Genomic DNA, 13,489 nt, shown 5'->3' on the forward strand with positions numbered 1-13,489 from the left:
AATCTCTCTTATGAATCGACAAAATCTCCCAGATAAACGCTCCTTACTATAGAATTTAAATTTTTATGATCTGTGGGAGCGTTTTCATTTCAAAAACGTCATTTGAATTCGTAATTTCCTGACATAGAGTTCTTGATGATCGCCAAAAAATGAGACGAAAGAACTGTACATCTGCATTGATAACTGTGGCATCCCACAGATTTTACTGGCAATAAATAGGGAATGAACCGTCTGTGGAGGACCCGTGAGAGGAAAACGTAGAGGAACAAACAACCGGGTGACGCTGACAGATGTAGCGGTGAAAGTGGGGGTTAGCCCCATCACGGTATCACGCGCCCTCAACCGTCCGGAAAAAGTAACGGACGAATTGCGCGAAACCATTCTGGAGGCCATAAATGAGTTGGGATATGTGCCCGATTTTGCTGCAAGGGCGCTGGCCAGCCGCAACAGCAACACCATCGGGGTGCTGTCGTCCATGTTGGGCAGCAGCATTTTTCCACCCGTGATGAAGGGTATCGAAGACCGCATGCGCAACAGCGGCATGCGCATTCAATATGTCAACACCAGCTTCTGTGCCGAGGAGGAAATCCGCCTGTTGAAGGAGTTTTTTGCGCAAAACCCGGCGGGTATCATGATTGGCGGCGTGCAAGTGGACCCGCGCGTCACGGACCTTCTGCGGCAGGCCCCCTGCCCTGTGATACAATTTATTGATATCAGCTATCCCGCCATCGACATGGCCATCGGGGTAGATAACCGCGCCGCCGGCAAGGTCGCCATTGATCATCTTCTGGCCAAAGGCTATCGCCGCATCGGCTTTTGCTCTGGTCGGGTCGATATTCCGGTCACCATGCGTCTCGAGAGCTATAAGGAGCGCCTCACGCAAGAAGGCCTCTACAATCCCGATCTGGTCATTTCCGTTAGTGCCGAAAATCCCCTCAGCCTCGGCGGCGAAATTCTGGATCGCCTGCTGGCGGCAGAACCAGATCTGGATGCCGTGTTGTGCAGCCACGATGATCTGGCCATTGCCGTGCTGTTCGAATGTCAACGCCGCGGCATTGATGTGCCGTATCAATTGGGTGTGTGCGGCTTTTCCGATATTGATTATTCAGCCTATACAGTGCCCTCTCTGACCACAGTGCGCATGCCGCTCTATCGACTGGGCTACAGCGCCGCCAATATGATTTTACGCGTCAACGAAGGCCGCAAACATACAGAGCCGGTGGATCTGGGCTTTGAGCTGATCGAGCGCGATTCAACAAGGCGCGACACACAATAAACGCGAGCTGCCCATACCGCTGTTCGCGCCGCCTTCATCGCTCTTCGCCCTTAGCCTCCGCGCTATTCGCGCTTGATTGTCGCGGAAAATGCGCTAAACAACCCTTCGAACGCGATTGCCGTTATCTATAGAACGGGATCGGGCGGCCGATTGACGTCACGCTGCTGCCACGAGATCACGTGGCCGTTCCTTAATTTGCCTGCCATGCGCGTGCGGCAGACATTGCGAAGCGTCCGTGATGGGCCATGCAGCCCACAGTGGGCAAAATTCAAAAAACACGCGCCGCTTCAGTTGAGAATTTTTCGACAAAAATCATAAAGCGCAGGCATCAATGAAATTTGACAGGTTCTTCATACCGTCACGCGAGGCGGGCGTTCAATTGGAAATTGCGGCAGCCTCACCCCAACACGATGGGCCCTATCCAACGATCATTTTCAATCATGGCTCAACAGGCATCGGGCGCAATAAGTCTCTTTATCGTCGAACAATAAGCCCGGCCGTTGTCGCGAATTATTTTACAAACCGGGGCTGGATGATCCTTTTTCCCCAGCGTCGAGGGCGCGGGAAATCGGGCGGCATTTATGGCGAGGGACTTGCTCAGGACGGCTCCGGTTATTCCTGTGATGTGGACATTGCGATTGCCGGTTTTGAGCGAGCCATTGAGGATGTTGATGCCGTCGTCGATCATCTGCGCGAACGGCCTGACGTGGACCAGAGCCAACTCGCTATAGCGGGCGTTTCACGCGGCGGCATCTTGGCGATAGCATATGCGGGCATGAGGCCGAACACCTTCAAAGGCGCTATTAATTTCAATGGCGGCTGGCTCGGCAGGGCTTGCCCGAGCCATGAAATCGTCAATCCAAACCTGTTTGAGCGTGGCGCATCTGCCGGAATAGCGACACTTTGGTTACACGGGAGTTATGACCAATATTATCGAATTGGCCATTGTCGAAAAAATTTTGAACGATTCACCGCAGCCGGTGGGCAGGGAAAATTCGTCTCGGCTCCGATGGGACACGCATTGATGTTCAAACCAGCTCTGTGGAAGAACCACATAGATCAATATTTGGACAGCTTGTAAAAATTGAAAACGCCGCCATGCGTTTGTCCAACGCATGGCGGCTCCAATGGATATTACCAGCCAATCACGGCTGATGAAAAATTACCCCTCAATCCCATCCAGCAAATCGCGGGCAGCAGCCGTGGTCACACGGCGCATTTCCACCTCATCGCGGCGCGAGGCCAGAAGTTCGGTGGCCATGAGCTGATCTGCAAGATCGGCGGGCAGCGACAACAGCACGCGGCCCTCGCCAGCGTTCAGACCGTCTACATCCGAGCGCTTGGCGGTGATCATGCCACCGGCCACCGTGTTGTTGGTGTCTGGATCGATCAGGATGAAAGCGCCGGTCGAGCGGTTTTGCTCGTAGGCATCGAACACTGCCTTTTCATCAAAAGCCAGATGCACCTTGCCAATCGAGTTCATTGGCAGGTCTTCGGTTGGACCCCATTTGCCGTTTTTCAGATCCAGTTTTTGCACAGGCTTGACCTGCACACGCTGGCGGCGGGAGCCGCTTTTCAGCCAATAGCGCTTGTTGGGCACAATGCCATCGGGCTGAAGCGCCACCAGCTGCGCATCGAATGCGAGGCCGATCTGCGGTTCATTGTCGAGCGCGACAATCATATCGCCGCGCGACACATCCACCTGACGGTCGAGCACCAGCGTGATGGCGTCACCAGCAACGGCCGCGTTGCGCACCAGATCAAAGGTCACGATCTGCTTCACATTGGCAACCGCACCGGATGGCAAAATCGCCACGCTATCTCCGGGCTTGACCGAACCACCGGCAACCGTACCCTGATAGCCGCGAAAGCTCTCGCCCGGACGGCTAACCCGCTGTACGGGCAGGCGAAAACCTGTGCTTTGTGCCGAGCGTACTGTGGCCTTTTCCAGTGTTTCCACAAGCGTTGGGCCATCATACCAAGGCATGGAAGCCCGGCCGCTATACACAACGTTTTCGCCCTTCAACGCCGACATGGGAATGGCGGTAATTTGGCGCACGCCGAGCGTCAGGGCAATTTCCTTGAACTCATGCACAATCGCATCAAAACCTGCCTTGTTATAATCGGTCAGGTCGATCTTGTTGACGGCCAGCACAAATTGCTTGATGCCCATCAAGGAGGCAATCGTCGCATGGCGACGGGTTTGCTCCAAAATACCGGCGCGGGCATCGACCAGCAGCACGGCCAGATCGGCGGTGGAAGCGCCGGTTGCCATGTTGCGAGTATATTGCTCGTGGCCGGGGGTGTCGGCCACGATAAACGAGCGCTTATCGGTGGCGAAATAGCGATAGGCAACATCAATGGTGATGCCCTGTTCGCGTTCGGCCTGAAGGCCATCCAAAAGCAGGGCAAAATCCGGCAAGCCGAGATCGTTCTGCTTGCCGCTGTCGCGGCGCAGCGTTGCGGCCTGATCTTCCTTCACGGCTTTGGTGTCCCAAAGCAGGCGGCCAATCAGGGTGGATTTACCATCATCGACTGATCCGCAGGTGATGAGACGCAGCGGGCGCAGATCGCGGCCGACAAAAACCGGCTCGGCCTGAGGAAGTTCGTTGGCGAGGGCTGTAGCGCTTGCGGTCATCTCAGAAATATCCTTCGCGTTTTTTCTTTTCCATCGAGCCGGACTGGTCGCGGTCAATCGCGCGGCCCTGACGCTCGGAAACAGTGGCAATTTCAAGCTCGGCAATCACTTCGTCCAGCGTCGTGGCTGTGGATGGAATGGCCCCCGTCAGCGGGAAGCAGCCCAGCGTGCGGAAGCGGATCATGCCCTCTTGCAAGGTTTCGCCGGGCAAAAGCTCCAGCCGCTCGTCTTCCGCCATGATCATCATGCCATCACGCTCGACAAACGGGCGCTTGGCGGCAAAATACAGCGGCACAAGCGGAATATTTTCTGCCTGAATATAGCGCCAGATATCCACTTCTGTCCAATTGGACAGCGGAAAGGCGCGCACGCTCTCGCCCTTGCGGATCATGCCGTTATAGACATTCCACAGCTCCGGGCGCTGGTTGCGCGGGTCCCATTTGTGGTCGGGTGTGCGGAAAGAGTAAATCCGCTCCTTGGCGCGAGACGCCTCTTCATCGCGGCGCGCGCCACCAAAAGCGGCGTCATATTTGCCAGCTTCCAGCGCCTGCCGCAGTGCCTCGGTCTTCATCACATCAGTGTGGTAGGCCGAACCGTGGGTGAAAGGCGAGATGTTTTCTGCCTTGCCGCGCGGATTGGTATGCACCACCAGATCGAGATCATAGAGCTTGGCTATTTGATCACGAAAGGTGATCATCTCCTTGAATTTCCAGCCGGTATCAACGTGCAGCAGCGGAAATGGCACACGACCCGGATAAAACGCCTTGCGCGCCAAATGGAGCAGCACAGACGAATCCTTGCCAATGGAATAGAGCATCACCGGGTTTTCAAATTCGCCCGCCACTTCGCGGAAAATGTGAATGGCTTCGTTTTCCAACGCCTTCAAATGCGGATCCAGCGGGCTACGCCCTGCTGTTTCCTTTGAATGGGGATCAAACTCGGACTGATGGAGATGCATAACCTGATTTCCAATGGGAGCCTGCTGTCCAGACTCAGAGTGTGTGGCCGAAAGCTTTGCGGACATAGTTGCTTTTCTACCTTCTGGGACCTGCCCATGGCTAGTGAGCCGGAGCATTTTCCCGTTTAACGGATAATTTCGCGATTAAAGAGAGCTGGAGTTGAGCGAAGGAATGGCCGATTCCGGCACATGCAGTCCGCACTCACGCTTCTCGTCATTTTCCCACCACCAGCGACCAGCGCGCTCAGGCTCGCCGGGCTTGATGGCCCGTGTGCAAGGCTCACAGCCGATTGATGGATAGCCACGGGCATGCAGCGGGTTGATCGGCACGGCCTCTGCGCTCACGTAAGCGTTGATGTCGTCCAACGACCAATCGGCCAGCGGATTGACCTTGATCAGATTGCGCTCTGCATCATATTCGGCAAACGGCGTTGCGGCACGATTGCCAGATTGGCTGCGGCGCAGGCCCGTGATCCAGACCGTGGCACCTTCCAGCGCCTTGGCCAGCGGCACAAGCTTGCGCACATGACAGCAGGCATGGCGCGCTTCGACGCTTTCATAAAATCCATTCAGGCCATATTTGGCGGCATAGGCATCAATATCATCCTGTTCGGGATGATAGCGCGTGATGGTTACATCAAAACGCTCTTCGGTCTCAGTGATCAGATCCAGCGTTTCCTTGAACAACCGGCCGGTTTCCAGCGTTGCCACATGGATTGCCACATTGGACAGACCAATAGCCGCCGTGATCACCTGATCTTCAATACCAAGACTGGTGGTAAAAACGGCACGGCCGCCCAGCTCTTCGACAAGCCGAAGGCGGTCAACCAGATCAAGTTCAGCCAGGGCCGCATCCAGCGTGGAGGCAGCCTGAACATTATCATGCGATGTCATGGGCTTCTTTCCTGCTACTTTGCAGGAGTATCGCTGGTTTCAGCGTCCATTAACAGGAATTGCCTTTCGCAAGCAGCATGGACAAGAGCAAATATCTCTAAAAGCGGCGCGCTCTGGCGCATTTCCTGCCAAAGGCGCGTGCAATGCACCAGAAGGAAGATCCATTCGGCACGCAACGGTGCCGAATGGGACAATAAAAATCGGGGCAAAAATCAGCGCAAAGGCGCTTATTGGCCGCCGAGGAAGGTTTCGCACCATGTCTTGCCATCCTGATAAGGACGGTCGGCAACGGTCTTGATCGACTGGATCACGTAATCCGACGACACCGTCAGGTTCACCTGGCAGCTGAGATATTGGGTGCGTGTGGCTTTCGACTTGCCATCAACCGGCACCTTGCGATTTTTGAAGCCGCCGCGCCATGTGTAAATGGTGGAGCTGCCAGATTGCACATCATTGATTGGCGGGCCAAACTGGGCAAAGAACTTGCCGGCAGGCTGGCCATTCCAGCGCGCTTCCACCGCATTTTTCTTGGCTTCGGGCATAATGCCGCCGCTTCCGGTTGTCGTGCAGCCCGCCAATGCCAGCGCAAGGCCTGCCGTCAGCATGATCTTGAAATTCATCCGCTTTATCCTTGATAATCTCACTTAAGCGACCACCAATGGCGAAAATTCCTGCCAGAACCCGCGCCATGCCGCTCTCTCTTTTGCCTTTAGCGCCAAAATATTAGCTTGGAAATCACCAAGTTTAAAACAGAGGCAAACTTGGCAAAAAACACGCAAGATTGCGGCATCTAAGCCACGCTACAGCCCCGTGCACAACCAACACACAAAGCTTGGCGCTTGCACCCATATTCGATGCAAAATTTTCTCACAAATTTCTGTCTCCCCCCGCTTGCCAGCGCAAAATTCATGGTCTATACCGCGCCTCATTGAAGTACGGAGTGTAGCGCAGTCTGGTAGCGCATCTGGTTTGGGACCAGAGGGTCGGGAGTTCGAATCTCTCCACTCCGACCATTCAACCTTCCCCAAAAATCGTTGATTTTGCCCGCGTGCTGCTAATGCGCGAAGCATTTGCGCTATCGCAAAATCTACCATTTTTTTTGCGCCTCACCCCGCTTGCACTTCTTGAAAGCCCAAAAAGCTTGGTTTATATCCAGCATCACTGGTCACGGAGTGTAGCGCAGTCTGGTAGCGCACCACGTTCGGGACGTGGGGGTCGGATGTTCGAATCATCTCACTCCGACCAGTCTCAAGCAATTGTTTTACAAAACAAAATTCCACATTCAGCGCAGGGCGCTCTGGATTGTTGTTTTTGCATCCTGTTGATCCGAAAGCCGGACCCCAGTTTTCCCTGACAAACTCTAAATCGGCATCGATGAAAAAGGCCGAGCACTGCTGCCCGGCCCTTTCTTTCCATCAGGTTGTTCTCTGTCCGTCAGGCGGCAAGCCCACCATGCGGGTCGAGCACGTATTTTGTTGCAGCGCCCTGGTCGAAACTCTCGTAGCCCTGCACGGCTTCATCCAGCGGGATGATCTTTGCATTGACGATGTCAGCAATCGGCAGGCGGTCATGCAGGATGGCTTGCATGAGCTGGCGATTGTATTTCAGCACCGGTGTCTGGCCCGTGTGGAACGATTGCGCCTTGGCCCAGCCGAGGCCGAAACGGAGCGAGAGGTTGCCTTGCTTGGCGGCATTCTCGGCGGCACCCGGATCTTCTGTGACGTAGAGACCCGGAATACCGATTGATCCGGCCGCCCTGGTGATTTCCATCATCTGGTTGAGCACAATGGCAGGCTGTTCGCCGCCAGCGTGACCGCGCGCCTCGAAGCCAACGGCATCGATGGCACTATCGACCTCATTGGTGCCCACGACCTCGGCGATCATGTCGCCCAGCCGATCGCTCTTCGACAGATCGATGGGTTCAAAACCCACCTTGGCGGCGTGGGCCAGACGATCCTTGTTGAAGTCACCGATCATCACCACGGCGGCACCAAGAATACGGGCGGAAGCCGCTGCTGCGAGGCCAACCGGGCCAGCGCCCGCAACATAGACCGTGGAGCCAACCCCGACACCTGCGCGCACCGCGCCGTGAAAGCCGGTTGGGAGAATGTCTGAGAGCATTGTCAGGTCGCGGATTTTCGACATTGCCTTGTCACGATCCGGGAATTTCAGCAGGTTGAAATCGGCGTAAGGAATGGTGACATAGCGTGCCTGTCCACCTATCCAGCCCCCCATATCGACATAGCCATAAGCACCACCGGCGCGCGCCGGGTTAACCGTCAGGCACACGCCGGTATCCTGTGACTTGCAGCAGCGGCAGCGTCCGCAAGCAACGTTGAAGGGCACCGACACGATATCGCCAACCTCGAGCATTTCGACATCAATGCCCTTTTCAATCACCTCGCCGGTGATTTCGTGTCCCAGCACCAGACCCGGCATGGCGGTTGTTCTGCCACGCACCATGTGCTGGTCAGAGCCGCAAATATTGGTTGATATCACTTTCAGGATAACACCATGCTCGATCCTCCGTCCGTCCGGGGCCTCCAGCTTCGGATCGTCGATGTCTCGAACTTCGACCTTGCCGGGCCGCAAATAGACAACACCTCTGTTTTTGCTCATGTTTACTCCTCCTTTGAAATTCCCTCTTCGATCCGCCGCCGCAATGCCGGTGATTGATCGCCTCAAACAGTCTGCCTCCCTTGCAGACTGGATAGTCTAACGCCTTCGCTCACTAATGCGGCGAGCAGATTGCAGAAAGACGAGCCATGCCGGGCTCCTCTCCCCACGGCATAAGTCAAGATTCACAGTTCCATGACGTTGTGTGACAGCGCCAGCATTCGACCAGCTTCCCGCTTATCTATGCCGATGACACACGACATGGCACCTGAAACATCATCAGTAGACCATGTCCGGTGACCGATAGGGGCGATGAAAACGACATCAACGCGGCGCGAAGACGACAGGCGGTTGATTTCAAATGGCCGTCACACTCTAAAGTCTGTCACTATATATGGCGCACAAACGGCGCTGTAACATTTTTAATCTGCTGCATAATTTTCTCCTTAAACCCACTCCGGTTTAAGGAATTATCCAGTAGCGGAAAGCCTCACCCCCCGATTTTCGGCGTCTTCAACCCATCAAACACCGATGGTGCGTTGGGGTCTGGCTTGGTCTCGGTGTCCGGATCTTCCTTGAGAAAATCCGGGATAGGTCCGTCAGAATTCATGGAGCCGTAAGCGCCTTTGTCTTGAAAGGCGGGGTCGTCCAAACCGGGGTCTTCGCCGTCAACGGAGAGGTTTGGCTGGCCGAGGTCTGTGCCCGGTTGGGTTTTGATGGGCAGTGGCACGTAGAGCGACACGGTGACGATGATGGCGATGACCAGGAGCCAGCTGCCGAGGATGCGGGAGGGGATTTTGAGCCAATCGCCTTTGAAGCAGCGCAGCAGGAAGGCGGGGGCAAGGATGATCCATAGCGCCGAGAGCACCGAGGACATCGCAAAGGCGGGGATGCCGACGCCGAAATCATCGAGGCCTAAAAACAGCGAGAAGGAAAAGGCCACAATGATGACAGTGGCCAGAATGCCCCGGTCGCGCCATTTGCCGGATAGCCACAGGCTGGCACCGGTGATGGCCACCGCTAAAGGAGCGATCAGGTAGAGCACATTGCCTAAGAAACTATCGCGGATGGCGTTAAAAATAGGGTCGAAAAACAACAGCATCACCGCCAGCACGCCGGTAAAGACGGCGATGGTGATGGCAAATTGTTTGGGCCGTTCCATCATGGCGCAGGCCACCGCAATGCCAAGCATGGCCAGCACCAGATCGTAGACCGAGAAGGTAAACAACGCGCCCAGCTCGGCAAAGCCATAATCATGCGGGAAGCTTTGTGACACGGCCAGCAAGAACAGGCCAAAACCCGCAAAAAGTGCTGCGGCCTTGAAGCGGTCGGTTTTCATCACCTGCCGGATGTTGGTGGGGGCTTGCACCTTTTGCGGCCCCTTTTCTGGCCCCTTTTCCGGCAACGTGGTCGCGCTGGCGTCCAAAGGTGCGCGCCCCTTTTGGCGGCGCTTGCGGGAGGTTTTGCCGTTTAGTGATGTTGGGCTTTCGGCGCTCATCGGCTATGCCTCCTGCTATTCACGGGTTCAGCGCACCGCTATCTCACAGGCTCGCTGATTTGTCACGGCCTTCACGTTACGCATGCCTTGCCAAGCGCTGTTGCTTAATGGTGGCTTGCGCCGCCGAAAGCCTTGCAATGGGCACGCGAAACGGCGAGCACGAGACATAATCCAGCCCGACATCCTCGCAGAAATGGATGGAGGTTGGATCGCCGCCGTGTTCGCCGCAAATGCCGAGCTTCATGTCTGGCCGCGTTTGGCGTCCGCGCTCAGCGGCAATGCGGATCAATTCGCCAACCCCGTCGAAATCCAGCGAGATAAACGGATCGCGCTCGATAATGCCCTTTTTCTGATAGGTGGGAATGAAGGCGCTGGCATCATCGCGCGACATGCCAAAGGTGGTCTGGGTCAAGTCATTGGTGCCAAACGAGAAAAACTCTGCGGCTTCTGCAATGACATGGGCGCGGATGGCAGCGCGCGGCAGCTCGATCATGGTGCCAACCAGATAGGAAATCTCCAGCGCGCCTTCGCGCATCACTTCCGAGGCCACGCCGTCAATCACGCCCTTCACATAATCCAGCTCGGAGCGCAGCCCCACCAGCGGCACCATAATTTCCGGCACCACCGGCTCACCGGTTTCAAGGGCGGCGGCAATGGCGGCTTCAAAAATAGCGCGCGCCTGCATTTCGGCAATTTCGGGATAGGAAATCGCCAGCCGACAACCGCGATGGCCGAGCATGGGGTTAAACTCATGCAGGGCATCCACCCGCTGGCTCAGTGCGCGCGGCTCCATGCCCATGGCCGCCGCCACTTCGGCAATCTCTTCCTCGGTTTTGGGCAAAAACTCGTGCAAAGGCGGGTCCAGCAAGCGGATGGTCACCGGCAGGCCGTGCATGATGGAAAACAGCTCGGTAAAGTCTGATCGCTGCATGGGCAGCAGCTTGTCCAGTGCTGCGCGGCGACCCGTCTCGTCTTCGGCCAAAATCATCTCGCGCATCACATGAATGCGCTCGCCTTCAAAAAACATGTGCTCGGTGCGGCAAAGGCCAATGCCTTCGGCCCCAAAAGAGCGCGCGGCGCGCGCATCGCCCGGCGTATCGGCATTGGTGCGAACCGTCATGCGGCGGGTTTTATCGGCCCAGGCCATGATTTGCGCAAAATCACCCGACAATTCCGGCTGCAACATCGGCACCGTGCCTTTCAGCACCTGCCCGGACGAGCCATCAATGGTGATGATATCACCCTTTTTCAGCTGCACGCCCACGCCAATCAGCGCGCCATTGCGAAAATCGACCCGCATGGTGCCAGCCCCGGCCACGCAAGGAATACCCATGCCGCGCGCCACCACGGCCGCGTGGCTGGTCATGCCGCCACGGGTGGTCAGCACGCCCTCGGCCGCATGCATGCCATGAATGTCTTCCGGGCTGGTTTCCATGCGCACCAGAATGACCTTGCGGCCTTCTTCTTTCGCAGAAACTGCATCTTCGGCGGTAAACACAATCTCGCCGGTCGCTGCCCCCGGCGATGCAGGCAGGCCAGAGCCAATCACCTCGCGCGCAACCCTTGGATCAATAGTGGGGTGCAGCAACTGGTCGAGCGAGGATGGCTCAATGCGCGACACCGCCTCGTCTTCGCTGATCAGGCCTTCTGCCACCATATCCACGGCAATTTTCATTGCCGCCTTGGTGGTGCGCTTGCCTGAGCGGGTTTGCAGCATCCACAGCTTGCCACGCTCGATGGTAAATTCCACGTCCTGCATGTCTTGATAATGGGTTTCAAGCCGGTTGCAGATGGCGAGAAACTCGGCAAAAGCCTCAGGCATCAGCTTTTCCATGGCGGGCTTGTCATAACCCGATTCAAGCCGCGCTGCCTCTGTCAGCGATTGCGGGGTGCGAATACCGGCCACCACATCTTCGCCCTGCGCATTGACCAGAAATTCGCCGTAAAGCTCTTTTTCACCGGTGGACGGATTGCGGGTAAAGGCAACGCCGGTGGCCGAGGTTGAGCCAAGATTGCCAAACACCATGGCTTGCACATTGACCGCTGTGCCCCAATGCACCGGAATATTGTGCAATTGCCGATAGGTGACAGCGCGGGCATTCATCCAGCTGGAAAACACCGCCCCAATCGCACCCCAGAGCTGCACCTGTGGATCTTGCGGAAAAGGCTCGCCCAGCTCATCCTCAATCATCTGCTTGTAAATGCGGGTCACATGCTGCCACTCGGCGGCGGTCATATCCGTATCAAATTCATGACCAAAGCGGGCTTTTTCATCATCGAGAATCTCTTCGAAAATCTCGTGATCCAGCCCTAGCACCACATCGCTATACATCTGGATAAAGCGGCGGTAGCTATCCCAGGCAAAACGGTCGTCCTCGGCGTTATGGGCAAGGCCCTGCACGGTTTCATCATTGAGGCCGAGGTTGAGCACGGTGTCCATCATGCCCGGCATGGAGGAGCGGGCACCAGAGCGCACGGACAGAAGCAGCGGATTGCGTGCATCACCAAAGGTGCGGCCGGTGATGGCTTCAATGCCGCCAATGCCGTCCAGCACCTGGGTTTTCATCTCATCGGGAAAATTGCGCTGATGGGTGTAAAAATGCGTGCAGGCGTCGGCAATAATGGTCAAACCCGGCGGCACAGGCAGGCCAAGCCCGGCCATTTCGGCAAGATTGGCACCTTTTCCACCCAGTTTTTCAACGTCCCCAGCGCCGCCCTCCGCCAAACCAGCGCCAAAGGTGTAGACCCACTTCTCCATCGCTGTCTTCTTTCTCCACCCCGTGATTTCAGTAGGTTTAAACCATAATGCGGCCTTTGAAAACCGCGCAATATCAAGTGTATGCCGCATTGCAGCATAATTGCGACAACAGCACCAAGAAAAAGTGCAAACCGGTCAAATTCATTGAACGGCGCACCAAATCGGAGCCGCTGGGGTGAAATTGCCTGATGAATTTGCTAAAACCGTCTCAGAACAGGTCAACGGATTGTGAAGAAAAATTAACCTTTCCGTAACCCGCAATCGCCTTGATTGGGGTAGAAACAACCATCAATCCGATCGTTTTCAACAAAATGGAGTATGCCAGAGATGATGTCACTACAAACCGTTGCGTTGGTGCTCGCCATTATCGGCCTTTCCGCATCGGTCGCAACGGCGGCCCCGAAGATGATGAAGCAATTCGACCATTGGGGCGTTTTTACCTATAAGGAGGGCGGCAAAAACGTTTGCTATGTCCTGTCTGTTCCCACCAAGGAAGACCCGGTTGGCGTTGACCACGGCAAGAATTTCTTCTTGATTGCGCCGAAAAAAACCGGCGGTGCCAATTACTATCCGCAAGCCATCATGGGCTACGAGTTGAAGCAAGGCTCCACCATTGACGTCGATGTCGACACCAAAGATTTTCTCATGACACCGAAGAAAAACATCGGCTGGACCAAGGTTGAAGCTCAGGATTCGCAGGTCATTGCTGCCATGCGTCAGGGCAAAACCATGACGGTGCATGCGATTTCGAAGCGGGGCACAAAAACCGCCTACACCTATTCGCTCCAGGGTGTCTCGGCAGCACTCAAGCGCGCGCAGGCATGCCATTGATCAGCCCGCGTGCTGCATAG

Annotated in this window: 10 protein-coding genes and 2 tRNA genes; 5 read left to right on the plus strand and 7 right to left on the minus strand. The window is 55.9% G+C overall.

What is annotated here, in order from left to right; translation table 11 throughout:
* Positions 1-277 precede the first annotated feature (277 nt).
* Both BJF95_RS06215 and BJF95_RS06220 read left to right on the plus strand, forming a co-directional pair.
* Positions 278-1,276: a LacI family DNA-binding transcriptional regulator gene (locus tag BJF95_RS06215; protein WP_075638600.1), complete on the plus strand. Its 999-nt coding sequence runs from the start codon at positions 278-280 to the stop codon at positions 1,274-1,276.
* 379 nt (positions 1,277-1,655) lie between these two features.
* Positions 1,656-2,357, plus strand: a complete 702-nt coding sequence (locus tag BJF95_RS06220; RefSeq protein WP_245297242.1) for an alpha/beta hydrolase family protein — start codon at positions 1,656-1,658, stop codon at positions 2,355-2,357.
* An 81-nt stretch (positions 2,358-2,438) separates the two neighbouring features.
* Here the strand turns inward: BJF95_RS06220 and cysN are convergent, their stop codons facing one another.
* The 4 genes from cysN to BJF95_RS06240 form a co-directional block, all read right to left on the minus strand.
* Complete coding sequence (gene cysN, locus BJF95_RS06225) at positions 2,439-3,914, minus strand: sulfate adenylyltransferase subunit CysN (RefSeq protein ID WP_075638602.1); 1,476 nt, start codon at positions 3,912-3,914, stop codon at positions 2,439-2,441.
* A gap of 1 nt (position 3,915) precedes the next feature.
* Positions 3,916-4,872: a sulfate adenylyltransferase subunit CysD gene (cysD, locus tag BJF95_RS06230; RefSeq protein WP_075638875.1), complete on the minus strand. Its 957-nt coding sequence runs from the start codon at positions 4,870-4,872 to the stop codon at positions 3,916-3,918.
* Between the two features lie 144 nt (positions 4,873-5,016).
* Positions 5,017-5,766 carry a phosphoadenylyl-sulfate reductase gene (locus tag BJF95_RS06235; protein ID WP_075638603.1) on the minus strand — a complete coding sequence of 250 codons (750 nt, stop codon included), beginning with the start codon at positions 5,764-5,766 and terminating at the stop codon, positions 5,017-5,019.
* 227 nt (positions 5,767-5,993) lie between these two features.
* Entirely contained in the window at positions 5,994-6,386 is a 393-nt protein-coding gene (locus tag BJF95_RS06240; protein WP_075638604.1) for a hypothetical protein, read from the minus strand.
* Between the two features lie 316 nt (positions 6,387-6,702).
* Between BJF95_RS06240 and BJF95_RS06245 the strand changes: the two genes are divergently transcribed.
* A tRNA-Pro gene (locus tag BJF95_RS06245) sits at positions 6,703-6,779 on the plus strand.
* 155 nt (positions 6,780-6,934) lie between these two features.
* A tRNA-Pro gene (locus BJF95_RS06250) sits at positions 6,935-7,011 on the plus strand.
* 189 nt (positions 7,012-7,200) lie between these two features.
* Here the strand turns inward: BJF95_RS06250 and fdhA are convergent.
* The 3 genes from fdhA to ppdK form a co-directional block, all read right to left on the minus strand.
* Positions 7,201-8,385 (minus strand): formaldehyde dehydrogenase, glutathione-independent, encoded by a 1,185-nt coding sequence (fdhA, locus tag BJF95_RS06255; RefSeq protein WP_075638605.1) that lies wholly within the window; start codon positions 8,383-8,385, stop codon positions 7,201-7,203.
* 487 nt (positions 8,386-8,872) lie between these two features.
* Positions 8,873-9,880: a DUF2339 domain-containing protein gene (locus BJF95_RS06260; RefSeq protein ID WP_075638606.1), complete on the minus strand. Its 1,008-nt coding sequence runs from the start codon at positions 9,878-9,880 to the stop codon at positions 8,873-8,875.
* A gap of 76 nt (positions 9,881-9,956) precedes the next feature.
* Complete coding sequence (ppdK, locus tag BJF95_RS06265) at positions 9,957-12,638, minus strand: pyruvate, phosphate dikinase (protein WP_075638607.1); 2,682 nt, start codon at positions 12,636-12,638, stop codon at positions 9,957-9,959.
* A gap of 327 nt (positions 12,639-12,965) precedes the next feature.
* Here ppdK and BJF95_RS06270 point away from each other — a divergent pair, with 327 nt between their 5' ends.
* Positions 12,966-13,469 (plus strand): invasion associated locus B family protein, encoded by a 504-nt coding sequence (locus BJF95_RS06270; protein WP_083638742.1) that lies wholly within the window; start codon positions 12,966-12,968, stop codon positions 13,467-13,469.
* The last annotated feature ends 20 nt before the right edge of the window (positions 13,470-13,489 follow it).

The organism is Rhizobium oryziradicis (assembly GCF_001939045.1).
In the GTDB taxonomy this organism is placed as follows: Bacteria; Pseudomonadota; Alphaproteobacteria; order Rhizobiales; family Rhizobiaceae; genus Allorhizobium; species Allorhizobium oryziradicis.

Coding starts and splice junctions, on each gene's coding strand:
- cysN (WP_075638602.1), bottom strand. CDS start 3,914: ATGACCGCAAGCGCTACAGCCCTCGCCAACGAACTTCCTCAGGCCGAG.
- cysD (WP_075638875.1), bottom strand. CDS start 4,872: ATGCATCTCCATCAGTCCGAGTTTGATCCCCATTCAAAGGAAACAGCA.
- BJF95_RS06235 (WP_075638603.1), bottom strand. CDS start 5,766: ATGACATCGCATGATAATGTTCAGGCTGCCTCCACGCTGGATGCGGCC.
- BJF95_RS06240 (WP_075638604.1), bottom strand. CDS start 6,386: ATGAATTTCAAGATCATGCTGACGGCAGGCCTTGCGCTGGCATTGGCG.
- fdhA (WP_075638605.1), bottom strand. CDS start 8,385: ATGAGCAAAAACAGAGGTGTTGTCTATTTGCGGCCCGGCAAGGTCGAA.
- BJF95_RS06260 (WP_075638606.1), bottom strand. CDS start 9,880: ATGAGCGCCGAAAGCCCAACATCACTAAACGGCAAAACCTCCCGCAAG.
- ppdK (WP_075638607.1), bottom strand. CDS start 12,638: ATGGAGAAGTGGGTCTACACCTTTGGCGCTGGTTTGGCGGAGGGCGGC.
- BJF95_RS06270 (WP_083638742.1), top strand. CDS start 12,966: ATGATGTCACTACAAACCGTTGCGTTGGTGCTCGCCATTATCGGCCTT.